This window comes from Xenorhabdus budapestensis (assembly GCF_017743015.1).
Lineage (GTDB): Bacteria > Pseudomonadota > Gammaproteobacteria > Enterobacterales > Enterobacteriaceae > Xenorhabdus > Xenorhabdus budapestensis.
The window spans coordinates 2404914-2430641 of record NZ_CP072455.1 but is presented as its reverse complement, the minus strand read 5'-3'; the positions used below and the strand labels follow the sequence as shown (position 1 = coordinate 2430641).

The following is a 25728-nucleotide window of genomic DNA, read 5'->3' as shown; positions in this document are numbered from 1 at the left end:
TTAATTCACTTTTTTATTTTACTTCAAGCACCCGGCAGGTATTGGTGCTGCCGATAGTTCCCATTTGATCCCCTTGAGTAACCAGCACTAAATCTCCGGAAGTTAAATAACCTCTATCACGCAGGCGACTGACAGCTTCACTTGCTGCGGCGATACCATCAATGTGGTCGCTACAATAAACCGGAGTAACACCACGGTATAATGCAGTGCGATTCAGGGTGGATTCATGGCGTGACATGGAGAAAATAGGTAAGCCGGAACTGATACGAGACATCATGCGCGCTGTACGACCTGATTCGGTCATGGCAATAATCGCTTTGACGCCTTTTAGATGATTGGCTGCATACATGGCAGACATCGAAATAGCTTCTTCAATGCTGTCGAATGTAATATCCATTCGGTGTTTGGAGACATTGATACCCGGCATTTTTTCTGCTCCCAGGCAGACTTGAGCCATTGCTGCGACAGTCTCTGCCGGATATTGACCCGAAGCAGTTTCCGCAGACAGCATCACTGCATCAGTGCCATCAAGTACAGCGTTGGCGACATCCATAACTTCTGCGCGTGTTGGCATCGGATTAGTGATCATGGATTCCATCATCTGGGTTGCTGTGATTACGACACGATTCAGTTGACGGGCACGACGAATCAGCTTCTTCTGAACACCAACCAACTCAGGATCACCAATTTCAACACCTAAATCGCCACGAGCTACCATGACAACATCTGATGCCAGAATGATTTCATCAATGATTTCATCGCTGCTGACGGCTTCAGCGCGCTCAACTTTGGCAACAATTTGTGTTTCGCAACCGGCATCACGTGCCAGGCGCCGGGCATAATTCAGATCTTCGGCAGAACGGGGGAAAGAAACAGCAAGATAATCAACCCCGATTTTTGCGGCCGTGATGATATCTGCTTTATCTTTTTCTGTCAGTGCTTCGGCGGATAAACCACCACCCTGTTTATTGATGCCTTTGTTATTGGAAAGAGGGCCACCCACAGTAACTTCTGTAAAGACTTTCATGCCCTGAACACCCAGGACTTTTAACTGAACCCGGCCATCATCCAGTAACAGGATATTACCGGACGTCACATCGGATGGTAATCCTTTATAATCAATTCCGACTTTTTCTTTATCACCTTCTCCTTTGCCCAGATTAGCATCAAGCAGGAACTTATCTCCGACATTCAGAAATATTTTTCCTTCTTTAAAGGTAGAAATACGTATTTTAGGGCCCTGGAGATCACCAAGTATAGCTACGTGGCACCCCAACCGAGCTGCAATTTCCCGCACTCTATTTGCACGCTGGATATGATCTTCTGCTGTGCCATGAGAAAAATTAAGGCGGACAACATTGGCTCCCGCATTGATCACTTTCTCTAAGTTGTTGTCACGATCTGTAGCAGGGCCAAGTGTAGTAACGATTTTAGTTCTTCTGAGCCGTTTGGACATGTATTAACTCCGTTGACCTATGAAGTATGGATTTTTGATTACCGTGAGATAACCATGCAACTTTTTTTGATTATCAACCCCACAATATAAATGATACTGACGGGGATAAACTTTTTATTATGCTATCAGGCTGGAGAGTTGATAAATAGTGAACAAAAACACAGTCTATTTCCCTGCTTTAGTCATGCTTATCAAATCGCGAGTCTCGTAATGCTTCTTTGACTTTCTTTAAGTTATCTCGGAATTTTGAACCCCGACGTAATGTAAAACCCGTTGCCAGCACATCAATGATGGTAAGTTGAGCAATTCGGGAAACCATTGGCATATAAATATCAGTGTCTTCAGGAACATCTAACAGAATAGAGAGGCTGGCTTCTTGTGCCAGTAGTGAGCCTGTTGAAGTGATAGCGATGACAGTTGCGTCATTTTCACGAGCCAGTCTGGCGAGCTCCACCAGATTTTTAGTACGGCCTGTATGGGAAATAAGTACAACAACGTCACCTTCAGTACTGTTGATACAGCTCATCCGCTGCATAACGATATCATCAAAATAGCTGACGGGGATGTTAAAGCGGAAAAATTTGTTCATAGCATCATGCGCTACAGCAGCAGATGCCCCTAAACCAAAAAAAGAGAGTTTCCTTGCTTGTGTCAGTAAGTCAACGGCGCGGTTAATGGTTGTGATATCTAAATTACTTTTAACCGTTTCCAGATTAGCCATTACCGATTCAAAAATTTTATTGGTATAAGATATGACACTGTCACTTTCTTCTACATTGCGATTCACATAAGGTGTGCCATTCGCCAGACTTTGTGCCAGATGTAATTTGAAATCAGGAAAGCCTTTAGTATTCAGGCGATGACAAAAGCGATTAACCGTAGGTTCACTGACATTCGCCATTTTTGCCAGAGTAGCAATACTTGAGTGGATGGCAGTATGTGGTGAATCAAGAATGACCTGCGCAACCTTTTTTTCAGACTTACTCAAAACATCAAGACTATTTTGGAGTTGTTCTAGTGTGTTCATATAGACGCAGTTCAACCTCGGTTTTAACGATTTCATTAACAGGAGAAATCTATGTAATTTTTGTGAAAATATACTACTTGTTACTGAAAGCTGGCAGAGGGAAAAGTGAATAACTTGAGATTTTTCATGAAAATATGACAAACATCTAACTTTCAATTTGGTAAGATTACTTCTTATACGTTGTAAATTTTCAATTAATTGCCACTTTCCAATACAAATATCATTCATAATATAATACGAAATATAAAAATTTATGCACAGAAAGTAGGGAAATGAGATCCATGCAGGTCACCATAATCGAAGAATGAGGTGTTTACTGCATATAATCAAAAGAGTACATTACCTGCGAGTTCTGTAAAAAAATTACAATATCCCGTAATTGAGGAGATGCAACATGGCGGTGACGTCTACAGCTCAGGCTTGTGATTTGGTGATTTTTGGGGCGAAAGGAGACTTAGCACGCCGGAAATTGATGCCTTCCCTTTACCAGTTGGAAAAAGCGAGTTATATCCATCCGGATACCCGGATTATCGGGGTTGGTCGTGCTGACTGGGATAAAAAAGCCTATACAAAGGTAGTTGAGGAAGCATTAACAACATTTATGTCCGAAAAGCTGGATGCAGAATTGTGGAAGAAACTCAGTTCACGTCTGGAATTTTGCAATTTGGATGTTAATGAAACAGAACATTTCACCCGGCTGGCGAAAATTCTCAATCGGGATAATTTGCCGGCTATTCATTACTTTGCTATGCCACCCAGTACATTTGGTGCAGTATGCCATGGATTGGGCGCAGCGGGATTGAATCAAGAGCCCAATCGTGTTGTGATGGAAAAGCCATTGGGCACAGATCTCGCCTCTTCCCGTGCCATTAATGATGAAGTAGCAAAGTATTTCAATGAAAATCAGATCTACCGGATTGACCACTATTTGGGTAAAGAAACGGTACTGAACTTGCTGGCATTACGTTTTGCCAATTCTCTGTTTGTTAATAACTGGGATCACCGTACGATAGACCATGTGCAAATCACAGTTGCCGAAGAGGTAGGTATCGAAGGGCGCTGGGGGTATTTCGATCAGGCCGGTCAGATGCGCGACATGATCCAGAATCACTTGCTGCAAATCTTGACTATGATTGCTATGTCACCTCCGTCTGATCTGTCCGCAGATCGTATTCGTGATGAAAAAGTTAAGGTATTGCGTTCATTACGCCAGATTGATCAAACCAACGTGCGGGAAAAAACCGTTCGCGGACAATACACCGCTGGTTTCGTGCATGGTAAGAAAGTGCCGGGTTATCTGGAAGAAGAGGGTGCAAATAAGGCCAGTAAAACTGAAACGTTTGTATCAGTTCGTGTTGATATTGATGATTGGCGTTGGTCAGGTGTTCCTTTTTACCTGAGAACAGGTAAGCGTTTACCAGCAAAATGCTCTGAAGTTGTGGTTTATTTCAAAGAGCCGCCATTGAATCTGTTTGCTGAATCCTACCAACAGCTACCGCAGAATAAACTAACGATCCGTTTGCAGCCGGATGAAGGTATTGATATTGAAGTACTGAATAAAGCGCCGGGGCTGGAGCACAAACACCGTTTGCAGACAACTAAGCTCGATTTGAGTTTCTCTGAAACATTCAATCAGACCCATCTTGCCGATGCTTATGAACGCTTGCTGCTGGAAGCAATGCGCGGTATTCAGGCGCTGTTCGTCCGTAGGGATGAAGTGGAAGAAGCCTGGAAATGGGTTGATTCCATCATGGATGCTTGGGCAGCGGATAACGAACCACCAAAACCTTATCAGGCAGGAACTTGGGGGCCAGTTGCTTCCATTGCCATGATCACCCGCGATGGACGTTCATGGAACGAATTTGAATAACACATTGTATTTTATACTATTATATTATCTGACCGTATTTGCGGTCAGATCCTATCCTGGCTCACTTTTTTGACTTTTTGAAACTAATCACGTTAAAAAATTTCCATAAGTATATTTAGTTTCAGCCTACTAAAACGGGTTAGCCGTTTAACTTAAAAAACTTGCCCGCCAATTGTGTTTATTATTGGAATATGCTAGATATGTAGGGTAACTAATTACACCACTAATATGAGGGTTCGTAGTATATCACACAGTGATCATCGTGTGATGAAAGAATAAAATATCATGAATAACGCTAAAAGCGTCAAAATCCAAAGTAATACTCACGTCTTATTTCTCTCTGCAATCTTATCCAGTGAACACTATTGGTGCGGCGCACTTTAGGGTGTTTCTCCTGTTAACCGATTTCCTTCGGAAAATTCTAACTTCTAACTATTTGTTAGTTAACTATTAATCAATTAATTATTTGCCAAAACATCAAGCTATCAAGCTCATCTTGATATCGCATTTTTAGATGATTTTATTGGCATTAGTGGTTTGATGTCTTGGCATACTTATAAGGTATGTTCAGGAGAAAAAATGATTTATTGGATATTTCTTGCACTGGCGATTGTGACAGAAGTCATTGGTACATTGTCCATGAAGCAAGCCAGTGTTTCGGGTGATTTTACCGGTATGCTCGTGATGTATACCATGATCACAACATCTTATATTCTATTGGCAATTGCAGTTAAAAAAGTCGCTTTAGGTGTGGCCTATGCCTTATGGGAAGGGATCGGTATTCTTTTCATTACGGCCTTTAGCGTGATGTGGTTTGACGAATCACTCTCGCCCATGAAAGTGGGAGGACTGTCGCTATTGATAGTCGGAATAGCACTGATTAAAGCGGGAGCCAAGAAAGCGCCAAAACCACAAATGAAAGAAAAGGAGGCGTAATATGTCGGCACATTTTGAATGGTGGCATGCTGCTTTCTTAATTTTGGCTATTTTTCTGGAAATTGTGGCAAATATTTTATTGAAACTTTCCAATGGCTTTCAACGCTTCTGGATTGGGATTTTATCGCTGGTGGCAGTTTTAGGCGCATTCAGTGCATTGGCACAAGCAGTAAAAGGTATTGAACTCTCCATCGCGTATGCATTTTGGGGAGCATTCGGAATTATTGCCACAGTTGCGGCAGGCTGGATCATGTTTAATCAACGTCTGAACTTTAAAGGTTGGGGAGGGATTGTGTTATTGTTGATCGGTATGATTATGATCAAAATGGCATAAACTCAATCCATTAAATCTACAAATGGCATTGAATGAGCAGATCTTTTTCAATGCCATAAATCAAATATAACTGTTTAAAGGGCTGCGATGATTTTAATTTCCACTTTGTATTTTGGATTCATCAGTTCAGCCTGAACAGTACAGCGTACAGGAGCACTTCCTGCAACAACCCAGGCATCCCAGGCTGCATTCATGCCACCAAAATCGGCTTTATCTGCCAGAAAAATCGTCGCATCAATGACTTTACTCTTATCAGAGCCCAGACTCTGCAACATGATATCAATCGCAGCCAGTGTATCGGCCGTTTGCTCAGTAATGTCCCCATCCAGATTTTCTGGCACACTAGTATAATAAATAGTGTCATTGTAGATAACAGCTTCTGACCAGCGGGTATCCGGATCAATGCGTTCAATAGTCATTAAATCTCCTGTTAATTTATACAGCTTTTATACTGAATTGGCTGGTTATTGCTATTCAGTCTTGGCATAATTCTGCCTTATTTTATTGAAAGAGACGATCTGTGTCAGACGATTTTGCGAAAAATGGTGTACTTGCCAAAGCCATACAAGGCTTCAACCCCCGTGATGCCCAGCGGGAAATGTCTTCTGCCATTACAGCAGCAATTCAAAAGCAACAGCAATTAGTGGTAGAAGCGGGTACTGGAACGGGAAAAACTTTCGCTTATCTGGTGCCTGCATTGCGTTCGGGCAAGAAAGTGATTATTTCTACAGGCTCTAAGGCATTACAGGATCAGCTCTATAATCGTGATCTGCCCACTATCGCTGATGCGTTGGAATTTTCTGGTCGTTTGGCGTTATTAAAAGGTCGTTCAAATTACTTATGTCTTGAACGTCTTGAGCAGCAATCAAGTGGCGGATCTCAGCTTGAGCCTGAAATGCTATCAGAAGTGATTAAGCTGAAAAGCTGGTCATCTCAAACTGAAGATGGAGATACCAGTAGTTGTCATCAGATTGCCGAAGACAGCGCTGTCTGGACATTGGTAACAAGTACTAACGACAATTGTCTTGGCCGGGATTGTCCGAGTTATCAGGAGTGTTTCGTTCTGAAAGCCCGCCGCAGGGCGATGGAGGCAGATGTTGTTATCGTCAACCATCATCTGTTTATGGCGGACGTGGTTGTCAAAGATACCGGGTTTGGTGAGTTAATTCCGCGGGCAGAAGTGATGATTTTTGATGAGGCTCATCAAATCCCCGATATTGCCAGCCAATACTTTGGTCAGCAGCTGAGTAGTCGCCAATTGCTGGACTTATCACGGGATATCATCATAGCTTACCGCACTGAAGTCAGGGATCAGGCGCAATTACAGAAAAGTGCGGATCGTTTGAGTCAAAGTACACAGGATTTTCGTTTATCACTCGGAGAAAATAGTTATCGGGGTAATCTCCGTGAAGCATTGCAACAACAGCATATAAAGCGTGCATTGGTGCGATTGGATGATGCACTGGAGCTCTGTTATGACGTAATGAAACTCTCTTTGGGGCGTTCAACGATGCTGGATGCCGCTTTTGAACGGGCAACTATCTACCGTAATCGTCTCAAGAGGCTGATTGATGTTAATGTACCCAATTATAGTTATTGGTTTGAAAGCTATGGCCGGCATTTTTCATTAGCATTAACACCTTTGTCTGTATCCGACAAATTCAGTGAAATTATCCGTGAACAATCTGGTTGTTGGATTTTCACATCGGCAACACTATCGGTTAACGAGCAGCTTGAACATTTCACAGCACGTTTGGGATTAGAACGGGCTCAGACATTACTCCTTCCCAGTCCGTTTGATTATCAACGCCAAATGTTATTATGCGTTCCTCGTCATTTACCATCGCCTAATCAGTATGGCGGAGCAAAATTGTTGGCTCGTATGTTAAAGCCGTTAATCGAAAGCAATAAGGGACGTTGTTTTTTCCTGTGTACTTCCCACCAAATGATGCGCTGTCTGGCAGAAGAGTTCCGGGCAAACATGACATTACCAGTATTAGTACAAGGCGAAACCAGTAAGAGGCAATTATTATCTCAGTTTCTTGTTGCGGGTAATGCTTTGTTAGTGGCGACCGGTAGTTTCTGGGAAGGGGTAGATGTGCGGGGTGATGCTTTATCTTGCGTCATTATCGATAAATTACCATTTGCAGCACCGGATGATCCACTCCTTAAAGCGCGGATTGAAGATTGTCAGCTTAAGGGCGGTGATGCTTTTAATGAAATCCAGATCCCTGATGCGGTACTCAGTCTTAAACAGGGGGTCGGTCGTTTGATCCGTGATGTTGATGATTATGGCGTGGTGGTTATTTGTGATAATCGATTGGTAATGCGTCCGTATGGTGAAGTTTTTCTCAACAGCCTGCCCTCATCTCCCCGTACGCGAGATTTGTCGAAAGCTGTGGCATTTCTTAAGTCTCGTCAATCAGAGTCAGAGTAAAATCTTTGGGGGTATGATAGTATAACTCCTTATCTCGAATTCTATTCTTGCCGGAGTTAAGGCATGTCCATACGGATTTTAGCTATTGATACAGCAACCGAAGCTTGTTCTGTTGCACTTTGGAATGATGGCCACATTGAGGCACAGTTTGAAATTTCCCCACGGGAACATACTCAGCGTATTCTGCCTATGGTAGAGGCGGTATTGTCTAAGAACAATATAAAATTACAACAACTGGATGCTTTGGCATTTGGTCAGGGGCCGGGGAGTTTTACTGGTGTGCGCATTGGTGTCGGGATTGCTCAGGGACTGGCATTAGGTGCTGAGTTACCAATGATCGGCGTCTCTTCTCTGAAAATGATGGCTCAGGGGGCATTTCGTCTGAAAAATGCAACGAATGTTTTGGTTGCTATTGACGCCCGTATGGGAGAAGTTTACTGGGCGCAATATACCCGTAATGAACAAGGCAAATGGTTGGGGAATGAAACAGAGACAGTTTTGAATCCCGAACAGGCACAATCCATTATGAACTCTTTAACAGGAGAGTGGGCGATAGCTGGAACGGGCTGGGAAGCTTACTCTCAATTATTGGACAGCCATTTAACCTTGATACCAAGTGGCATAACCTTACCTCATGCAGAAGATATGCTGCCATTAGCGGTTCAGATGTGGGAAGCGGGGGAAACGACAGCCGTTGAGTCGGCGGAACCTATTTATTTGCGTAATGAGGTAACGTGGAAAAAATTACCAGGTCGTTAACATTTCCAGGTAATACCTTTTTAGGTAATTTGAGGAAGACGGCATTGTGAGAGTTGCATTAAGTTAATGCAACTTGTGGCAAAAAACGATGTCCATGAAATATTGATGTCCATATTATATAGAACAGGTTGATTTTCCTGTATTGGAGGGGTTTATGCTCAATGGAACACACTACCGATTAATACTGCAAGTAATTGCATTTATAGGAGCAGTGATACTTACAGGTTGTGTATCAGTGCCTGACTCAATAAAAGGAACGACTAAAAATCCTGTAGAAAACTTACTTGATGTCAAAAAAATGCCGGATTTATATATAGGGCATGAAGGGAGATTCGGCGGAAAAGTATTGAGCGTCTTAAATGAGAAGGGACGCACACGATTAGAAATCTCTACACTGCCATTGGCAAGTGATGCAGTTCCACTTATTGATAATTCTTCTCTTGGGCGACTTTATGCTTACGTGAATTCTTTTTTAGAACCAAGTGATTTTCAGGATCATTATGTTACAGTTGTGGGATTTATTACGGGGTTAGAGAAAGGAAAAATCGGGGATAGCCCGTATGACTATGTTTTGATGAATGTTAATGGGTTTAAACTTTGGAATGAGGTTCAGCGTATTTCATTGGCCCCCTCCACAGGTAATATCTGGGGTTATTATGGTAACCCCTATTTTATGGGGTGGGGTGGAAGTACTCCAATTTTGCCATCTCATATGAAAGATTTTGACTGAATAATGTCTTAAATTGAGTAATTGAAGGAAAAATGGTCTCGTGCCTGAAAATGTCATGAGGTCATTTTTGTAAAATATTTAAAGAGTAATTTATTCTCGCTGGAGAGCGAATACCAAGGAAAGATATATTGTAAAAAATAAGGGTGCTGAACAACCTGAAATTGCAGCTAATAAAAAGGAAAACATAATAATATTAATTGGTGTTTTTAAATCTATAAATGGAAATAACAGAAGAATTAATACATAAAATATGAGTGATAATAAATAAAGTTTTTTTGATGTTAACTTTATAAAATTTCGTCCAATCAACCATGAACCAAAAATAATTCTGGAAGAATAAGTAAGATAAAATAGGCTGTTTTCTATAGGGTTGTAACCCAAACTGAATAATTTTTTAATAAAGCAAGTTTAATGAAAATAGTCGATTATTTGAAATAAAGTCAGGTGTAACTTTTGCCCATCGAACAATCGCTAAATTAAAGTAATTCGCCAATTGAACTGAGTTACGTGGAGCATAACACCTATCTCTTGTAATAAAAGTTATCAGATTTTAACTGGTTAGATAGTGCTCTTCTTTGTGGTTCGGTGTAATCGTTTTTGGTCATGAAAACATGATATCAACTTATCGTATTGTGCAAATATTCTTCGTAGCCTGTAAGTGCCTATTACCCCTTAATAGTTATTATTCATTGGCTTATTTTTATTATAACTATTTGGAATAATGAAGTGAGTTTTAGTCAAAAATAACTAAATCAGTGTATAATTAATGGATTAGACATCTAAATATTAATTTTATTAGTAACTAATTGATAAATAATAAAAACATATGGTGGCATGAGCTGCCTTATTTTTTAGTAGTGATAAAGAAGTATTAAATTAGTGATGTACATCGCCAACCTGAACAATGTTTCTTTTCAAACTGGTAAGCTGAGTTAATAATTTGTTAAATATACAGGTCTGGTTTTTGTTTCATGGTCAATGGTTGCACAGCAATTAGATTTCAGGAGTACTCAACTTGGAAAAAGTCTGGCTAAAACATTATCCGGCAGATGTTCCGGCAGAAATCGATCCCGATCGTTATTCATCATTGATTGAAATGTTTGAAAATGCCGTGGCACACTATGCCGATCGGGTCGCATTTATTAATATGGGCGAAGTAGTCACTTTCCGTAAACTGGAAGAGCGTAGCCGCGCTTTTGCTGCTTATTTGCAGAATGGGTTGGGGCTGAAAAAAGGGGATCGAGTGGCATTAATGATGCCAAACTTGCTTCAATATCCCATCGCTCTTTTTGGTGTCTTACGTGCCGGAATGGTGGTTGTTAATGTCAACCCTCTATATACCCCGCGTGAACTGGAACATCAGCTCACTGATAGTGGTACATCAGCCATAGTTATTGTCTCTAATTTTGCACATACATTAGAAAAGATAGTTTTCAACACTCCGGTTAAGCATGTCATTTTGACACGAATGGGAGACCAATTATCTCGCCCAAAAGGGACTCTTGTAGATTTCGTCGTAAAATATGTTAAACGGCTGGTTCCGAAGTATCATTTACCGGATGCGATTTCATTTCGCAGCGTCATCCACAAGGGTTATCGCATGCAGTATGTCAAGCCGGATATAAATAACGAAGATTTGGCATTTCTGCAATATACTGGTGGTACAACAGGCGTGGCAAAAGGTGCCATGTTGACTCACCGGAATATGTTGGCGAACCTTGAACAGACAAAAGCGAACTACGCCCCTTTATTACGCCCCAGTCAGGAGTTAGTGATCACGGCATTACCGCTGTACCATATCTTTGCACTTACGATAAATTGCTTGTTATTTATTGAACTGGGCGGGCAAAACTTATTAATTACCAATCCACGCGATGTGAACGGAACGGTTAAAGAGTTATCACGCTACAAATTTACAGCATTGTCTGGTGTTAACACGTTATTTAATGCGTGGCTCAATAATCCCGAATTCCAAAAAATAGACTTTTCTGCATTACGTATGGCTGTGGGTGGTGGTATGGCTGTGCAGAGTGCAGTCGCCGATAAATGGGAAAAGCTGACAGGTTGTCATCTGCTTGAAGGTTATGGCCTGACTGAGTGTGCACCTGTGGTTGCAGGTAATCCTTATAATTTGACTCACTATAGTGGCAGTATTGGTTTCCCTGTTCCTTCGACAGAAATTAAGTTGGTGGATGATGAAGGGGAAGAAGTCCTTCAGGGAGAGTCGGGTGAGATGTGGGTGCGTGGGCCTCAGGTGATGAAAGGTTATTGGAATCGTCCTGATGCAACAGATGAGGTGTTAAAAGATGGTTGGCTGGCAACAGGGGATATTGCCAATATTGATGAAAAAGGCTTTTTACATATTGTTGATCGGAAAAAAGATATGATCCTGGTTTCAGGTTTTAATGTTTATCCGAATGAAGTGGAAGATATTGTTTCTTCCCATCCTAAAGTGTTAGAGTCGGCAGCAATAGGTGTTCTAAACGAAAACTCAGGTGAATCCGTCAAGGTATTTGTAGTGAGTAAGGATCCCAGTTTGACAGAGGATGAACTTAAGACACATTGCCGTCGTTATCTGACCGCATATAAAGTACCAAAAATTATCGAATTCCGCGATGAGTTGCCGAAGTCGAATGTCGGTAAGATCCTTCGCAAAGAACTCCGAGACGAAGAATTAAGAAAAGCAAGCAACGCGAAGTGAATAGCTTGAAGAGTGATTTTTAAAAGGTAAATATTTAAAATTGCCTGTCACATCAACAACGCCGGTTCTTGCCGGCGTTGTTGTGCATATACTATGAATGGCTAAGAGAATGATGTTTTGAATTATCAGTTGATTACCTCCGATGCTCAGTTGCAGTCCATCTGCAATCGGGCAAAACAACATGCAAGAATTGCACTGGACACAGAATTTGTACGTACAAGGACGTATTATCCCCACTTAGGTTTGATACAACTGTTTGATGGTGAGCAACTTTCTCTGATCGATCCCCTTAGCATTTCGCAATGGCAACCTTTGCGGGAATTATTGACTGATCCGGATGTATTAAAATTTATTCATGCTGGCAGTGAAGACTTAGAGGTTTTCTGGAATAGCTTTCAATGTATGCCTGCACCTATTATCGATACTCAGGTATTGGCAGCGTTTGCTGGTCATCCATTATCGTGTGGGTTTGCAACATTGGTTGCAGAATATCTGAGCGTGGAATTGGACAAAAGTGAATCCCGTACTGACTGGCTGGCTCGTCCGTTGAGCGAAAAACAGTGTGAATATGCGGCAGCAGATGTTTACTACTTATTACCGCTGGCCGATATTTTGATGGCGAAAACAGAACAGCTAGGATATTTTGGGGCGGCAAAAGATGAAAGTGCTCTGATTGCCCAACGTCGTAAAGAAGTATTAATGCCGGAATGTGCTTACAAAGATATCAGTAACGCATGGCAGTTGCGTCCCAGGCAGTTGGCTTGCTTAAAAAAATTGGCTGCATGGCGTTTGAATCAGGCTCGTGAACGGGATTTGGCTGTTAATTTTGTTATTCGTGAAGAAAATTTGTGGCAGGTAGCCCGTTATATGCCGACTTCACTGGGAGAGTTGGATGCTTTAGGTTTAAGCGGGCAAGAAATCCGTTGTCATGGGCGTCGGTTACTGGCTATGGCCGCAGAAAGCAGAGATCTTCCAGAAGAAGAATGTCCGGCTCAAATTATGAATTTGATAGACTATCCGGGTTATCGCAAAGCGTTTAAAGAAATTAAATCATTGATTACTCAGGTGAGTGAATCTCACTCTTTTAATGCTGAATTGTTAGCTTCTCGTCGGCAAATTAATCAATTGCTCTGTTGGCACTGGAAATTGAAATCACCGGAGCAGCAACCTGAATTAATTAGGGGCTGGCGTGGAAAATGGCTGGCTGAGCCTATTGCTGAAATATTGGAAAATTATTCAGCATCATAGCTTCTGATATATATCTTTTAAGAGATATGGCTCTGATCCCCTGCCTGGATAAATAAGCAGGGCAATAAGAGAAAAATTGGATAAGAAGATTTTGGTAGGATGTTTAATGTATTCAAATCGGGATGAGATGACATCCCGATTTTTTACTAAGAAATCACAGTATTAAATTAAATAGCGCCATTTGATAGCGTTATTTTGGCGATTCCTCAACCTCCGGTAATGTTACATTAAGTTCCAGTACCGAGATATCATCATTTTTTTGCTCAAACTGTACAGAAAGCATTTCCGGATCAATTTGTACATATTTACAAATCACCGCCAGAATATCGCGTTTCATTTCGGGCAAATAGGCAGGCTCAGCATCACCACGGCGCCGCTCTGCCACGATGATTTGCAGCCGTTCCTTGGCAATATTGGCTGTCGACTTTTTTCTCGACAGGAAGAAATCTAACAAAGCCATGCGTTACCCTCCAAACAGGCGTTTCAAAAAACCCTTTTTTTCTTCCTCAATGAAGCGGAAAGGCCGTTCTTCACTGAGTAAACGTAAAACAGTATCTTCGTATGCTTTACCTGCATCAGAATCTTCATCCAGAATAACAGGTTCCCCTTGGTTTGAAGAGCGTAAAACGGATTGATCTTCTGGAATGACACCAATTAAAGGAATGCACAAAATTTCCAAGACATCTTCCATACTGAGCATATCACCACGGTTTACGCGCCCGGGGTTATAGCGGGTCAGCAAAAGATGCTCTTTGATAGGATCCTCACTTCGTTCAGCACGACGTGATTTAGAGGCCAGAATACCTAAAATTCGATCCGAGTCGCGAACAGATGAAACTTCCGGATTTGTTGTAATAATTGCTTCATCGGCAAAGTAGAGTGCCATTAATGCACCACTCTCAATACCTGCTGGTGAATCACAGATAATAAACTCGAATCCTTGCTCAGTTAACTCATTCAGGATCTTTTCGACACCGTTACGCGTGAGGGCATCTTTATCCCTGGTTTGAGAAGCAGGAAGAATATATAAATTCTCGGTGCGCTTATCTTTTATAAGCGCTTGATTTAACGTGGCATCACCTTGGATCACGTTGACGAAGTCAAAAACTACACGACGCTCACATCCCATGATGAGATCGAGATTACGCAGCCCAATATCGAAATCGATGACTACGGTTTTTTTCCCTTTTTGTGCGAGGCCGGTAGCAATGGCCGCGCTTGAAGTGGTTTTGCCAACGCCACCTTTACCAGATGTAACAACAATAATGCGTGCCATGAAGCGATTCCTTGTTATAAGGGCTAGATTAAAGTTTCAATAGTTAATTCGTTATTGACCAGACGTAATTTTGCCGCTTTACCGACAAAATTTTCTGGAATTTCTTCACTGAGCCAATATTGGCCTGCAATAGAGGTTAGCTCAGCATTTAAATGGGTGCAGAAAATCTGGCTTTCTTTATCACCAGATGCGCCTGCCAATACACGTCCACGTAGCACACCATATATATTAATATTTCCATCAGCGATTAATTCTGCGCCAGCACTGACATTGCTGGTGACAATAAGATCGCTATTTGGAGCATAAATTCTTTGTCCTGAACGGACAGGCGTATTAATTATACGAGTTTTCCTGAAAATAGGTTCGGATGGCTTATTTTCTTCTTTAGGTACTTTCTGGCTTTTTCCTTCCTTTAATAAAGGAAGCCCGGATTTCAGCACAATTTCCCGTTGTTTTTCATCCTGGCAGCCACTGATACCCACAACACGCAATCCTGTAGACTCAATGACCCGGTGGAGGGCAAAAATATCTGCATTTACAGGCAGATGGGATATATTGATAACGACAGGTGCATTTTTCAGGAATTCAGGCGCTTGCTCCATTTTTTCTTGTATGGCCTTTTGAATGATATTCGGCTGGTCATCATGCAAATGAACGACCGAAAGCGTAAAATTACTGCCTTTTAGCTCAATTGGCGATTGTGACATCGATATTCAGACTCAGCAAGGTTAAGATCCCTGGAACAGCCCAAGGATACGATATTCTTAAATATAATAAGCATGTTATAGTTACTGAATTATTCAAGCAAGTCGCAGTGTTAATTTAAAAGAGTTTATGACAATGATTTGTGTAATCTACAGAAGCCCAAAACGTGAACAAACTTATCTCTACATTGAAAAAAAAGGAGATTTTTCACGCATTCCTGAAGAGTTATTGAAAGCATTTGGTCAACCACAGCTCTCTATGATGCTCTCATTAGCGGAAAGAAAAAAATTGGCCAATGCGGATATTGAAAAAGTGAAAGAAGCACTGAGCGAGCAAGGATTTTACTTGCAGGTTCCCCCGCCGGTAGAAAGTTTAATCAATGAACATCTGGCTGCAACCAAGCTATGAAAAGAGTCACTGGCAGTGACTTGATCCTGAATTAAGAGGAGAGGTTCATGAAATTAACCATCAATGTACCTTTATTGAGTGTAATATTGCTGACTGGGTGTGCTTCACCCGATGGAAGAATATTGCAGAATTCAGGTTCAACAGTTTTATTACAAATGCAAGTCAAAGCGCTGGATCAACAATTCCCACTTGCTTCCCGTGAACCGTCTCAGTTTCCTGCTTATGTGGCTTTGTTAAAACAACAAGCACGGAAGCAAGGCTTCAGTGAGAAGACGTTGGCGCGTGCATTTGCCGATGTTCATTTTATTCCACAAGTTATTAAATCGGATCGCAATCAGCCGGAGAAAAAAGTGACTCTGGATGAGTATCTGAAGCATGTTCTGCCGGAATGGAAAATAAAACAGGGTGTTGAGCAGTATCAAAAAAATCTTCCTGAATTAGAGAGAATAAGTCGTAAATATGGCATCCCGAAATCCTATATCGTTGCTTTGTGGGGGCTGGAGAGTGGTTTTGGCCGTATTCAGGGAAAGGAGGATGTTGTATCAGCATTGTCCACACTGGCCTTTGAAGGCCGTCGGGAAGTTTTTTTCATAAAACAACTCATAGCGGCTCTTAATATCATAGAAAATAAATATATTGATGGTGATCAGACATTAAAAGGTTCCTGGGCAGGTGCAATGGGACAAAGTCAGTTCATGCCGACTTCATATTTGACTTATGCTGCTGATGGGAATGGTGATGGAAAAATTGATATCTGGAACAATAAGGAAGACGTTTTTGCCTCTACGGCTAATTACCTGCGTAAAGAAGGGTGGCAGGAAGGATTACCGTGGGGATATGTTGTTTCATTACCGGATAATTTCGATAAAACTTTAGAAGGAATTAAAGTAAAACAGGGTAAAACTATTTCACAATGGCAAGCATTAGGTGTTTTCTCCCACGAATTTGCACACTTACCTAATAAAACAAAAGGTTGGATTATAATTACTGACGGAGCTGAACCGAGGGTGTTTTGGGTGACGCAAAATTTCCGTACCATTATGCATTGGAATCGTTCTTACTATTTTGCTCTCAGTGTTAGTATGATGGCTGATGGTATCGAACAGAGAATTCATCACTTTACTGATTGAGTATCATATCTTGAGAAATTAATTGATAAAAGATAAGGAAGAATACTATGTACCAGCATAGAGACTGGCAGGGAGTACTGCTGGATTTTCCTGCTAATAAAGTCGTTTGTGTCGGTAGTAACTACGACAAACATATCAAAGAGATGGGTTCAGACATAATGGAAGAGCCGGTGATATTCATAAAACCTGAAACAGCTCTTTGTGATTTGCGTCAGCCCATATCCATTCCGGAAAAACTAGGCACTGTACACCATGAAGTTGAATTGGCGGTTTTAATCGGTTCGACGCTTAAAAATGCCAGCGAAGAGCGAGTCAGTCAGGCGATTGCAGGTTTTGCTGTTGCGTTGGATCTGACATTGCGTGATTTGCAGCGTGAATTTAAACAGTCAGGCCAGCCATGGGAAAAGAGTAAAGCATTTGATGGTTCATGTCCGATTTCGGGCTTTATCTCTGTTAATGCTTTTGAGGATCTACAAAATAGCCAGCTTTCTCTGGCAGTAAATGGTGAATTACGTCAGAACGGCAATACGTGTGACATGCGAATGCCAATCATTCCATTGATTAGCTATATGTCACGATTTTTTACTCTTCGCCCTGGTGACATTATCCTGACAGGGACACCTGAAGGCGTAGGGGAATTGAAATCTGGTGATGTTCTGACTGTTTCTCTTAATGAGCATGTTTTAACAACCAGAGTGATTTAGTAATGAGGAATGACAGAAATTATGTCTCAACCTTTCTGGCAGGTGAAAACCCTGGAACAAATGACCGATCAAGAGTGGGAAACATTGTGTGATGGTTGTGGTCAATGTTGTTTGCATAAGTTGATGGATGAAGATACTGACGATATTTATTTCACCAATGTTGCCTGCAATCAACTGAATATCAAAACCTGCCAATGCAAAAATTATGAAGATCGTTTTAGTTATGAACCTGATTGTATCAAATTGACCCGTGAAAATATGGTGACATTTGAATGGTTACCGAAAACATGCGCCTATCGTCTGATTGAGGAAGGAAAAAATCTTCTGCCCTGGCATCCGTTAATCAGTGGCTCAAAGTCAGCCATGCACGTAGAGCGTATTTCCGTCAGGCACATTGCTGTGCGCGAATCCGATGTAGTGGACTGGGAAGATCATATTTTAAACAGGCCTGAATAGGTGTTTTATTCATTGATATAAAATGTTTTTTATATCAATGAATATCTCAAATTCTTAAGCTGTCATTACTGCCGGATTTTCTTCTCGTTTTTCTCACTTTTATCAGTGAAGAAAAACTGATAATTTGTCTATTCGGCAGTCAAAACAAGGAAAGGTAAATGGCAAGTTATTTAATTCGTGTGGAACTGTATGGCACGGGATCTGCGGGATATGAAAAGCTGTATAAAAGAATGACAGCAAACAAATTCAGTAGATCTATACGTTTCCCTAATGGAAAGTGGCATCGTCTTCCAAGTGGAACTTATGTTGGCAATTCTTCGTTAGGATCCCTTCAACTGGCAGAAAAAATTAAATCCATTGCCAAGTCTTACTCAAGCAAAGAACCATCTATATTTGTTTGTACTTACAGTAACTGGAGCGCAGCATTGTATCCTGACAAGGAGCACCCTGAAAATTGATTGCTCAGATATATAAAAACATGATGGCCTAAATAGTAAATTTATCTGGATAAAGCTCCTTATGTTTCAGATTATTCCACAAATAATAAATAATGGAATGATATTTGAACCATTGAACAAATATATAGGAAAAGGTTGGTAAAGTCTTAGGATGAAATAATTAAAATTTTGTCTATGTGTTGTTACCACTATTTATTTGATAATAAGGGAGTCAGAAGAATGAACAGTAACTGGATGTGTTATATGAAATTTTTAGGATTCTGGGTTGCTGTAACATTAACGATTGGGATTTTATTATCATAAAAATAGCCAACATCAGACATAACTAATCGTATTTCAGGAAGATGAGAGATTAGCTGGTTTCTCTTAGAAAGGTATAGAGAACAGATTACCCGATAGCATACCGGGTAATCTTGATTAGTCTAAGCATGTGGAACAAAAAGTAAAATAGCTTTAATTAATTGGATTATTGAACAGGTTCCCTCAAAGTATAAACCAGCTTGTTTCTTTTATTCATCAACATTAATTGCTTGTCTTTTAAACTCACTCTTGCACCTTGGGTGAGAATATCAACCATGACCCGATCCCATTTGTTGAGTTTTTCATTGACACAGAATATCTGAGAACTGCTTAAGTTACTTACTGTTAAAACGTTATCCTTTAATTTCCCCATTCCCATAAAGTTGTTACACATTGTCCCGGAAACAAACATTTTGTCACCAAATGTAATGGACAATTTTGTATCTTCTTTATTGGAGACATTCTCACCATTAACACTAACCAAAGCAAAATTACGGTGTTGTAAATCTTTAGCAGTAATATTTCCTGTGGCACTGACCCCTGTAGATTGACATGCTGTAAGTAGCAAGGTGGCGACCGCTAATGGAATCGCTCTGTTCATTTGATCTCCTGATATTTATTACTTCATCCAACAAGATTCAGGCAGGATTCACCAGAAGTGAGTTGTTGGATATTTTGTAACGTTGTTTCACTGATACTGGTTAATGCTTCTTCCGTCAAAAATGCCTGATGGCCTGTGAACAAAACATTATGGCAGGAAGACAAACGACGAAAAATATCATCTTGAATAACGTCGTTTGATTTATCTTCAAAGAATAAATCGCGCTCGTTTTCATAGACGTCCATCCCCAATGCCCCGATTTTTTGCTGTTTCAATGCGTTGATAGCGGCAATAGAATCAATTAAGGCACCTCGGCTGGTGTTGATGATCATCACACCATCTTTCATTTTACTGAACGCCGTTTCATCCAGTAAGTGATGGTTTTCAGGTGTCATTGGACAGTGTAGTGAGATCACATCAGATTCAGCATACAAAGTATCTAAATCCACATATTTCACACCAAGGTTTAATGCTTCCTGATTTGGATAGGGGTCATTTGCTAATAAATGCATACCAAAGCCTTTTAGGATCCTTAAGGTTGCAAGACCGATTTTTCCAGTACCGATAATACCTGCGGTACGCCGATACATATTGAAGCCTGTCAGCCCTTCGAGAGAGAAATTGGCATCCCGGGTGCGTTGATAGGCTCGGTGGATACGTCTATTCAGACATAGCATCAAGCCGACTGTATGTTCAGCAACAGATTCCGGTGAATAAGCCGGGACACGAACAACGTTAATACCCAATTCTTTGGCAGCATCCAGATCGACATTGTTGAAACCGGCACAACGTAATGCCAGGATTTTAATGTTCATTTCTGCCAGCTCTTCCAGAACCTCGCGTCCACCATCATCATTAACGAAAATACAAACAGCATCTGCGCCAATGGCATTTTTAGCGGTTTGTGGACTAAGGGGAAAGTCAAAAAACTCGATATAGTAATCAAGGCCAAGTTTTTGGTTGAGTAATTCAAAATGTTTACGGTCGTATTGTTTTGTACTATAAACAGTTAATTTCATAGTATTATTTCCACCATATATTGACTGTGTGATTGCTTAATTTCATTCGAGTTACTCGCTGAATTCACCTTGCTATGTGTTAACTACATATACTCGAATAAAGCACTTGTTAAGCTATTATACCTAGCCTGTATAATAAACCGACTTATTAGTCTGATATGAGACTATCATAACAGGAAGTTGCATTCAGGTTGAAAAGAAGAGTTCAAGAACAGATGACCAGGATATTAAGAGTGTTCACAGTGATGATAATACTGTTGGTATTATCAGTGTTGATAGGTTGGTTCACACTTCCACGTTGGCTGCCATTGATTGCCAGTCATTGGTTGCCACAGGGGATGACTCTTTCGTTAACTCAACCAAAGTGGGAAAAGAATATATTACTGCTCGATCACTTATCGTTGCAGATACAAGAATGTGAATTGTTCAAGGTATCCGGTTTGTCTGCCGGATACTCGCGTAATGCGCAGGGTGCAGAACGCTATTGGGATATACATATTGCTGAAGTTTATAGTCAGAGCCAATGTTTATCACAATTACCAGCGACGAATACACAGTCTGCACCACTATCTATATCTGTTAACGAAATATTGTCCTCTATTCCGGCGATTAAATTGTCCATTGATCACTTTGTTCCTGCACCATGGCAAGAATTTGCCGGAAAGCTTAAATTTGACTCATCACTTCAGGGACATAGGATAGAGGGGCAGTTGTCTGTCAGCCAGTATCCTGAACCTTTGCTGATAGCGTTGGAATGGCAGGGGCAGAATGGGAAGTTCACAGTTACTCAATTGAGCACTCATACCCAACCGAAAGCCCAATTCAATGTACATGAAAACAATGTACATGAAAAAAACGAACCGCAGATATGGGCTGAATTACCATGGTCATTCAATCAATCTCAATTTGTGATCCGGAATGGTAAATGGCGTTGGACAAGTGCGGCTCAACCGTTATCCGGCGGAGTGGATCTTACCCTAGAACAGTGGAAGAAAGGATTGAATGGTATGCAGGCGAGTGGGAGAGTGAATCTGCTCACTCAGAATGAATTTGGTAAGGGTAATGTTGTTCTTTCCATAAAACCGACACCAGTCAGCTTAACGAATGCTCATATTCCTTTTCAGTTAACCGGGCAAATGAACAGAGGACAAATGATCATGGCGATGTCGTTGCCGGCAATCATCACAGGTTCACTGGCTGCACCTAAAATTACATTCCAGCCCGGATCACTATTCCGGGGCCGGGGAAAAGTCAGTGAAAATTTTACTGTTAAGGAAGCCCGTTTACCTTTGGCAGGAACTTATTTAACCCGTAATGGTTTCACTGGCCGCTTACAGGCGATAGTAACAGCAAAAGAGAGTTATTGGGGAACATTCAGGCTGCATTTTGATGGTTATGCCGAAGATTTTATACCCGATCATGGAAACTGGAATTGGCGCTATTGGGGAAATGGGGATTTACCGCCACTGAAGGCGAAATGGGATATCTCAGGTAAAGGAAGCTGGAAGCAATCACAGATAATGGTAAATGCCCTAAATACAGGGTTTGATACTATCGACTATGGTCTTGTACAGATGAAGGCCCCGCGTTTACAGTTGATGAAACCATTGGTATGGAAGCGTTCAGTCACTGAGCCTGCATTGACGGGAGATCTGAAACTTTCTGCTTTGCGAACGGATTTTCGCTCCGGTGGTTTTTTGCCTCCCGTTGAATTCCGGGCAACCTTGACTGGTCAGTCACCCAATAATTTTATGTTAAACGGTAAATTGTACGGGAAGGGTATTGGGCCAATTCCCGTTTATGGGCGTTGGGATGGTACAAGGTTAAGGGGAGAAGCGCGCTGGCCGAGACAATCTTTGCTGGCATTTCAAACTTTGATCCCTGCTGATTTGGGGATCACCGTGCGTGGTGGGAATATCTATGCACAAGCAGCATTTTCGGCGGCCAGAGGACAAGGATTGCGGGCCGGAGGGCACTGGGTAGTAAAAAATGCCGGTATGTGGCTAAAGAATGGAAACGTTGATGGGGTGGACTTTGTGTTACCGTGGCGTTTACAGGAATACACTTGGCAATTAGGTGTAACGTCACCTGTTCAGCTCAGAATAAAGACTGTTAACGGATTGTTTAATATGGATAATGTATCAGCGGATTTACAAGGTTTTTATCCTCCGACTGAAATACAGCCGCTAATCTTGTCTAATGTGAATATTGATATGTTGGATGGCAAACTCAGGTTAAATAAATTACAACTGCCCCAAAAACAGGCCGCTGTATTACACTTTAACAAGTTGAGTGTGAGTAAATTATTCGACGTATTAAAAGTTAAACAACTTGCCATGTCAGGGAAAATTAGCGGTGAATTGCCAGTGTTATTAAATGATAAACAGTGGATTGTTCAGCAAGGATGGATAGCCAATGATGGCGATCTAACATTAAGGCTGGACAAGGACACGGTTGACTCTATAGGAAAAAATGATTTAACCGCGGGTTTGGCAATGGACTGGTTGCGTTATTTGGAAATTAGTCGTTCTAAGGCATATGTGACACTCGATAATCTGGGTATTTTGGTACTGCAATCAGAAATCAACGGGGTCAATCCAGTCGTGGATAAAAAACGAGAAGTCAGGTTTAATTATCGCCATGAAGAGAACATATTCCAGTTATGGCGCAGTCTGCGCTTTGGCAGTAATCTGGAAGAATGGTTAGAAAAAAATATATCTGTAGGTAGTTAATATTATTCATTTATTAAACCTCTGAACCAAACACTCGGCCATTGATTTATTCAATGACCGAGCAGATATTTCAGGTTATGACACATTTCGGTATGTAATTAGCTGATCAACCAATTGGGCTTTATCTATAGTAGTGACTAATTTACCCCGACGTAACGCAACTTGATGTGCTTTCATTTCCTGCTCTCCGATGATCAGAATATTAGGGATCTTCAATTGATGGAACCGCCTGATTTTATGAGCAACGAGTGGATCCATTCCGGCAAAGCACCCTGAGTCATTTCTAGCAACATGCCGAGCCATTGTTCTATAGAGCCATATATTGCCTGATGTAAGATAACCGGCTGCTCTTTCTCTCCTGCGGTATTTGTGTATGCAATATCGAAACGTTCCGGGAGATTAAAATCCAGTTGAACTGTTCCACACTGCCACTCACGCCCTATATTATCCTGAAGAGCCAGTTCGATTTTCATAGTGCTTAAATTCTTAGCAACCTGTATAAGAAAAAGCAAGTAAAAGTTATAGCAACAAAATTGCGGTAAGCAAGAAAAGATCAATGTAAGCAGCTACAGCGTTACATTCATGCCGCACACTTTACTAAACGACCATTACGCTAACGTTTTTAATCATGAGGTTAAATATGAACACCAAACAGATTTTCGATGAACTCCGTTTCAGAGAAAAAATTGAAGATGAAAGCGAATTGCTTAATTTTTTTGATTCACTATCTGAGGTGCGGGTTGGTGAAATATTAAGCAAATGGAAAGGTGGAGACTTCAACACAGGCCACTGGGGCCATGAATCTTTGATCGAAATGAATTGGTTCGGTAAATGGTTTAAAAGCAAATTCGATGCAATTCCGCTGGTTTGTTTTAATGATGATGGGAAATTATTTTCCAATCATATAATGAAAGGTGAAGCATCTCTTTGGGAAGTTGAATTTAGAGGAAAATCTTCTGCAACAATGATATATGATGGTGTTCCTATTTTTGATCACTTCAGGAAAGTTGACGATAACACCCTGCTTGGAGTGATGAATGGGAAGCCCATAGAAGGATTTCCTGACATTGTTTTTAATGGAAAATATTATTATTTCTACCTTGAGAGACTATCCGACTTTCCAGTTGAATTCATTGAAAAGTAATAAAAAACAAGTAGTTTCCATTTATTCTTGTAACCCCGTCAACAGATGGGGTTAACTGCTAACTGAAAACGGGAGTGATAAATGATAACAAAGAGTGGATTCAGATTTTCGAGAGTCATTAGTGGTATGGTATTGGTCTGTACAGGCTTGGCAGGGTGTGTCAGGTTGGAAGTGGCAACACCAGATAAGCCTATTAATATCAATATGAATGTCAAAATTGAGCATGAAATTCATATCAAAGTCGATCGGCAGATTGAAGATATGCTCAAAAACAACTCTGACTTATTCTAAGGAGTTAGAATATGAAAAAAACAGGAGTAATACTTTTGTTAAGCCTGCTGTTCAGCTCTTTTGCCATGGGTATGACGCTGAATGAAGCAAAACAGCAAGGTCTGGTAGGAGAAACATTCAGCGGTTATCTGGCACCAGTCAAGAATTCTCAGGATGCACTATCCGTGGTCAGAAAAATCAATAGTGAGCGGGAAAAAAGATATGCTGAGATTGCCGCTCAGAACAATATGACAACGGATCAGGTTGCGAAAATAGCGGGTGAAAAATTAGTTAATCGTGCAGAAGCAGGGGAGTTTGTACTTGGTATTAATGGTAATTGGGTGAAGAAATAAGCGCGTCATTTGTTTGTCTGACGCGCTAAGCCTGATTAGGCAACAATTTTTTCTGGTTGTTTTGGCGTCATTTTTTCGACTATCTCAGTTATCGCATCGCGGGCACCCTGATGCGCCTGATTTGCTAACTCTTCACCCATAGCCAGGCCTTCGGTAAACACGAATTCCACATCAGTAATACCAATAAATCCGAGGAAAACACTTAGGTATGGGGTTATCAAGTCGGATGGGTTGTTTTTATGAATACCACCACGGCTGGTCAGCACAATAACGCGTTTTCCTTTTAGCAAACCTTCCGGGCCTGTTTCGGTATAACGGAAAGTAACGCCTACCCGAGCAATCAAATCGAAATAGGTTTTTAATTGAGTTGGAATAGAGAAGTTGTACATGGGGGCTGTAATTACAACGACATCGTGTGCTTTTAATTCTGCGATTAGTTCATCTGATAAGGCTAATGCTGCTTTCTGGCGCTCTGTCAGCTCAGCACCATTTGGACGTAGTGCACTGATTAATTCGCCATCCAGAACCGGAACCGGATTTGCAGCCAGATCACGTGTGCTAATATGACTATTTGGATGATTGGCCTGCCAAGCTTTGACAAAAGAGTCAGCCATTTTGTTGCTTTGTGAATTTTGCGCCATAATGCTGGATTTCAGAACCAGTACGTTGCTCAT

The 25728-nt window shown here is 41.1% G+C and carries 28 protein-coding genes; 17 read left to right on the top strand and 11 right to left on the bottom strand.

From position 1 onward, the window contains the following. Positions 1-13 precede the first annotated feature (13 nt). Together pyk and HGO23_RS10640 are read right to left on the bottom strand one after the other, a co-directional pair. The gene (gene pyk, locus HGO23_RS10645) at positions 14-1456 is read right to left on the bottom strand and encodes a pyruvate kinase (protein ID WP_099135925.1); all 1443 of its coding nucleotides are present in this window, start codon (positions 1454-1456) and stop codon (positions 14-16) included. 178 nt (positions 1457-1634) lie between these two features. After that, positions 1635-2519 carry a MurR/RpiR family transcriptional regulator gene (locus HGO23_RS10640; protein ID WP_280176107.1) on the bottom strand — a complete coding sequence of 295 codons (885 nt, stop codon included), beginning with the start codon at positions 2517-2519 and terminating at the stop codon, positions 1635-1637. 358 nt (positions 2520-2877) lie between these two features. On the opposite strand from HGO23_RS10640, the gene zwf reads away from it, so the two are divergent. The 3 genes from zwf (at position 2878) to mdtI (ending at position 5623) form a co-directional block, all read left to right on the top strand. Then, positions 2878-4353, top strand: coding sequence for a glucose-6-phosphate dehydrogenase (zwf, locus tag HGO23_RS10635; protein ID WP_209026599.1), 1476 nt, complete (start codon positions 2878-2880; stop codon positions 4351-4353). Positions 4354-4932: 579 nt separating this feature from the next. Continuing rightward, entirely contained in the window at positions 4933-5289 is a 357-nt protein-coding gene (gene mdtJ / locus HGO23_RS10630; protein WP_099135922.1) for a multidrug/spermidine efflux SMR transporter subunit MdtJ, read from the top strand. A 1-nt stretch (position 5290) separates the two neighbouring features. Next, the gene (mdtI, locus tag HGO23_RS10625; RefSeq protein WP_099135921.1) at positions 5291-5623 is read left to right on the top strand and encodes a multidrug/spermidine efflux SMR transporter subunit MdtI; all 333 of its coding nucleotides are present in this window, start codon (positions 5291-5293) and stop codon (positions 5621-5623) included. 74 nt (positions 5624-5697) lie between these two features. On the opposite strand, the gene HGO23_RS10620 is transcribed toward mdtI, so the two are convergent. Next, positions 5698-6042, bottom strand: a complete 345-nt coding sequence (locus tag HGO23_RS10620; protein ID WP_099135920.1) for a RidA family protein — start codon at positions 6040-6042, stop codon at positions 5698-5700. 101 nt (positions 6043-6143) lie between these two features. Here HGO23_RS10620 and yoaA point away from each other — a divergent pair, with 101 nt between their 5' ends. The 5 genes from yoaA (at position 6144) to rnd (ending at position 13498) form a co-directional block, all read left to right on the top strand. Next, the gene (yoaA, locus tag HGO23_RS10615) at positions 6144-8060 is read left to right on the top strand and encodes a DNA repair helicase YoaA (protein WP_209026598.1); all 1917 of its coding nucleotides are present in this window, start codon (positions 6144-6146) and stop codon (positions 8058-8060) included. A 63-nt stretch (positions 8061-8123) separates the two neighbouring features. After that, positions 8124-8819, top strand: coding sequence for a tRNA (adenosine(37)-N6)-threonylcarbamoyltransferase complex dimerization subunit type 1 TsaB (gene tsaB / locus HGO23_RS10610; protein ID WP_099135918.1), 696 nt, complete (start codon positions 8124-8126; stop codon positions 8817-8819). Between the two features lie 154 nt (positions 8820-8973). Then, positions 8974-9549, top strand: coding sequence for a Slp family lipoprotein (locus HGO23_RS10605; protein ID WP_099135917.1), 576 nt, complete (start codon positions 8974-8976; stop codon positions 9547-9549). A gap of 1015 nt (positions 9550-10564) precedes the next feature. Continuing rightward, on the top strand, positions 10565-12250 hold the full coding sequence (gene fadD / locus HGO23_RS10600; RefSeq protein ID WP_209026597.1) for a long-chain-fatty-acid--CoA ligase FadD: 1686 nt from the start codon (positions 10565-10567) through the stop codon (positions 12248-12250). Between the two features lie 117 nt (positions 12251-12367). Then, positions 12368-13498, top strand: a complete 1131-nt coding sequence (rnd, locus tag HGO23_RS10595) for a ribonuclease D (protein WP_209026596.1) — start codon at positions 12368-12370, stop codon at positions 13496-13498. Positions 13499-13688: 190 nt separating this feature from the next. Here the strand turns inward: rnd and minE are convergent, their stop codons facing one another. From minE to minC, 3 genes are read right to left on the bottom strand one after another with little or no spacing between them, the layout of a single operon-like run. Beyond that, complete coding sequence (gene minE / locus HGO23_RS10590) at positions 13689-13958, bottom strand: cell division topological specificity factor MinE (RefSeq protein ID WP_038269249.1); 270 nt, start codon at positions 13956-13958, stop codon at positions 13689-13691. A 3-nt stretch (positions 13959-13961) separates the two neighbouring features. Beyond that, positions 13962-14774, bottom strand: a complete 813-nt coding sequence (gene minD / locus HGO23_RS10585) for a septum site-determining protein MinD (RefSeq protein WP_209026595.1) — start codon at positions 14772-14774, stop codon at positions 13962-13964. A gap of 23 nt (positions 14775-14797) precedes the next feature. Continuing rightward, entirely contained in the window at positions 14798-15481 is a 684-nt protein-coding gene (gene minC / locus HGO23_RS10580; RefSeq protein WP_099135912.1) for a septum site-determining protein MinC, read from the bottom strand. Between the two features lie 133 nt (positions 15482-15614). Between minC and HGO23_RS10575 the strand changes: the two genes are divergently transcribed. From HGO23_RS10575 to ghoS, 5 genes are all read left to right on the top strand, one after another. Continuing rightward, a complete protein-coding gene (locus tag HGO23_RS10575; protein WP_099135911.1) occupies positions 15615-15887 on the top strand; it encodes a YcgL domain-containing protein in 273 nt (90 codons plus the stop codon). Between the two features lie 47 nt (positions 15888-15934). Then, positions 15935-17017 (top strand): lytic murein transglycosylase, encoded by a 1083-nt coding sequence (locus HGO23_RS10570; protein WP_209026594.1) that lies wholly within the window; start codon positions 15935-15937, stop codon positions 17015-17017. A gap of 47 nt (positions 17018-17064) precedes the next feature. Next, positions 17065-17721 carry a fumarylacetoacetate hydrolase family protein gene (locus tag HGO23_RS10565; RefSeq protein ID WP_099135909.1) on the top strand — a complete coding sequence of 219 codons (657 nt, stop codon included), beginning with the start codon at positions 17065-17067 and terminating at the stop codon, positions 17719-17721. An 18-nt stretch (positions 17722-17739) separates the two neighbouring features. Beyond that, the gene (locus HGO23_RS10560) at positions 17740-18177 is read left to right on the top strand and encodes a YcgN family cysteine cluster protein (RefSeq protein ID WP_209028760.1); all 438 of its coding nucleotides are present in this window, start codon (positions 17740-17742) and stop codon (positions 18175-18177) included. A 158-nt stretch (positions 18178-18335) separates the two neighbouring features. Continuing rightward, a complete protein-coding gene (ghoS, locus tag HGO23_RS10555; RefSeq protein WP_099135907.1) occupies positions 18336-18635 on the top strand; it encodes a type V toxin-antitoxin system endoribonuclease antitoxin GhoS in 300 nt (99 codons plus the stop codon). Positions 18636-19101: 466 nt separating this feature from the next. Here the strand turns inward: ghoS and HGO23_RS10550 are convergent, their stop codons facing one another. Together HGO23_RS10550 and HGO23_RS10545 are read right to left on the bottom strand one after the other, a co-directional pair. Next, positions 19102-19536, bottom strand: a complete 435-nt coding sequence (locus HGO23_RS10550; protein WP_209026593.1) for an META domain-containing protein — start codon at positions 19534-19536, stop codon at positions 19102-19104. Between the two features lie 23 nt (positions 19537-19559). Continuing rightward, positions 19560-20555, bottom strand: a complete 996-nt coding sequence (locus HGO23_RS10545) for a 2-hydroxyacid dehydrogenase (RefSeq protein ID WP_209026592.1) — start codon at positions 20553-20555, stop codon at positions 19560-19562. 245 nt (positions 20556-20800) lie between these two features. On the opposite strand from HGO23_RS10545, the gene HGO23_RS10540 reads away from it, so the two are divergent. Continuing rightward, a complete protein-coding gene (locus HGO23_RS10540) occupies positions 20801-23287 on the top strand; it encodes a YdbH family protein (RefSeq protein WP_342355503.1) in 2487 nt (828 codons plus the stop codon). A gap of 75 nt (positions 23288-23362) precedes the next feature. Here the strand turns inward: HGO23_RS10540 and HGO23_RS20060 are convergent, their stop codons facing one another. Together HGO23_RS20060 and HGO23_RS10535 are read right to left on the bottom strand one after the other, a co-directional pair. After that, positions 23363-23545, bottom strand: a complete 183-nt coding sequence (locus HGO23_RS20060) for a His/Gly/Thr/Pro-type tRNA ligase C-terminal domain-containing protein (RefSeq protein WP_416775795.1) — start codon at positions 23543-23545, stop codon at positions 23363-23365. Next, on the bottom strand, positions 23500-23760 hold the full coding sequence (locus tag HGO23_RS10535; protein WP_209026590.1) for an aminoacyl--tRNA ligase-related protein: 261 nt from the start codon (positions 23758-23760) through the stop codon (positions 23500-23502). Before HGO23_RS10535 ends, HGO23_RS20060 begins: the two co-directional genes overlap by 46 nt. A gap of 167 nt (positions 23761-23927) precedes the next feature. Between HGO23_RS10535 and HGO23_RS10530 the strand changes: the two genes are divergently transcribed. From HGO23_RS10530 to HGO23_RS10520, 3 genes are all read left to right on the top strand, one after another. Next, the gene (locus HGO23_RS10530) at positions 23928-24431 is read left to right on the top strand and encodes a DUF4334 domain-containing protein (RefSeq protein WP_099135903.1); all 504 of its coding nucleotides are present in this window, start codon (positions 23928-23930) and stop codon (positions 24429-24431) included. A gap of 126 nt (positions 24432-24557) precedes the next feature. Beyond that, positions 24558-24722 carry a YnbE family lipoprotein gene (locus HGO23_RS10525; RefSeq protein WP_244967958.1) on the top strand — a complete coding sequence of 55 codons (165 nt, stop codon included), beginning with the start codon at positions 24558-24560 and terminating at the stop codon, positions 24720-24722. An 11-nt stretch (positions 24723-24733) separates the two neighbouring features. Then, positions 24734-25054: a YdbL family probable chaperone protein gene (locus tag HGO23_RS10520; protein ID WP_099135901.1), complete on the top strand. Its 321-nt coding sequence runs from the start codon at positions 24734-24736 to the stop codon at positions 25052-25054. A 35-nt stretch (positions 25055-25089) separates the two neighbouring features. Here the strand turns inward: HGO23_RS10520 and HGO23_RS10515 are convergent, their stop codons facing one another. After that, positions 25090-25728: an FMN-dependent NADH-azoreductase gene (locus HGO23_RS10515; RefSeq protein WP_209026588.1), complete on the bottom strand. Its 639-nt coding sequence runs from the start codon at positions 25726-25728 to the stop codon at positions 25090-25092.

Coding starts and splice junctions, on each gene's coding strand:
- pyk (WP_099135925.1), bottom strand. CDS start 1,456: ATGTCCAAACGGCTCAGAAGAACTAAAATCGTTACTACACTTGGCCCT.
- HGO23_RS10640 (WP_280176107.1), bottom strand. CDS start 2,519: ATGAAATCGTTAAAACCGAGGTTGAACTGCGTCTATATGAACACACTA.
- zwf (WP_209026599.1), top strand. CDS start 2,878: ATGGCGGTGACGTCTACAGCTCAGGCTTGTGATTTGGTGATTTTTGGG.
- mdtJ (WP_099135922.1), top strand. CDS start 4,933: ATGATTTATTGGATATTTCTTGCACTGGCGATTGTGACAGAAGTCATT.
- mdtI (WP_099135921.1), top strand. CDS start 5,291: ATGTCGGCACATTTTGAATGGTGGCATGCTGCTTTCTTAATTTTGGCT.
- HGO23_RS10620 (WP_099135920.1), bottom strand. CDS start 6,042: ATGACTATTGAACGCATTGATCCGGATACCCGCTGGTCAGAAGCTGTT.
- tsaB (WP_099135918.1), top strand. CDS start 8,124: ATGTCCATACGGATTTTAGCTATTGATACAGCAACCGAAGCTTGTTCT.
- HGO23_RS10605 (WP_099135917.1), top strand. CDS start 8,974: ATGCTCAATGGAACACACTACCGATTAATACTGCAAGTAATTGCATTT.
- minE (WP_038269249.1), bottom strand. CDS start 13,958: ATGGCTTTGTTAGATTTCTTCCTGTCGAGAAAAAAGTCGACAGCCAAT.
- minD (WP_209026595.1), bottom strand. CDS start 14,774: ATGGCACGCATTATTGTTGTTACATCTGGTAAAGGTGGCGTTGGCAAA.
- minC (WP_099135912.1), bottom strand. CDS start 15,481: ATGTCACAATCGCCAATTGAGCTAAAAGGCAGTAATTTTACGCTTTCG.
- HGO23_RS10575 (WP_099135911.1), top strand. CDS start 15,615: ATGATTTGTGTAATCTACAGAAGCCCAAAACGTGAACAAACTTATCTC.
- HGO23_RS10570 (WP_209026594.1), top strand. CDS start 15,935: ATGAAATTAACCATCAATGTACCTTTATTGAGTGTAATATTGCTGACT.
- HGO23_RS10565 (WP_099135909.1), top strand. CDS start 17,065: ATGTACCAGCATAGAGACTGGCAGGGAGTACTGCTGGATTTTCCTGCT.
- ghoS (WP_099135907.1), top strand. CDS start 18,336: ATGGCAAGTTATTTAATTCGTGTGGAACTGTATGGCACGGGATCTGCG.
- HGO23_RS10550 (WP_209026593.1), bottom strand. CDS start 19,536: ATGAACAGAGCGATTCCATTAGCGGTCGCCACCTTGCTACTTACAGCA.
- HGO23_RS10545 (WP_209026592.1), bottom strand. CDS start 20,555: ATGAAATTAACTGTTTATAGTACAAAACAATACGACCGTAAACATTTT.
- HGO23_RS10540 (WP_342355503.1), top strand. CDS start 20,801: ATGATAATACTGTTGGTATTATCAGTGTTGATAGGTTGGTTCACACTT.
- HGO23_RS20060 (WP_416775795.1), bottom strand. CDS start 23,545: ATGGATCCACTCGTTGCTCATAAAATCAGGCGGTTCCATCAATTGAAG.
- HGO23_RS10535 (WP_209026590.1), bottom strand. CDS start 23,760: ATGAAAATCGAACTGGCTCTTCAGGATAATATAGGGCGTGAGTGGCAG.
- HGO23_RS10530 (WP_099135903.1), top strand. CDS start 23,928: ATGAACACCAAACAGATTTTCGATGAACTCCGTTTCAGAGAAAAAATT.
- HGO23_RS10525 (WP_244967958.1), top strand. CDS start 24,558: ATGGTATTGGTCTGTACAGGCTTGGCAGGGTGTGTCAGGTTGGAAGTG.
- HGO23_RS10520 (WP_099135901.1), top strand. CDS start 24,734: ATGAAAAAAACAGGAGTAATACTTTTGTTAAGCCTGCTGTTCAGCTCT.
- HGO23_RS10515 (WP_209026588.1), bottom strand. CDS start 25,728: ATGAGCAACGTACTGGTTCTGAAATCCAGCATTATGGCGCAAAATTCA.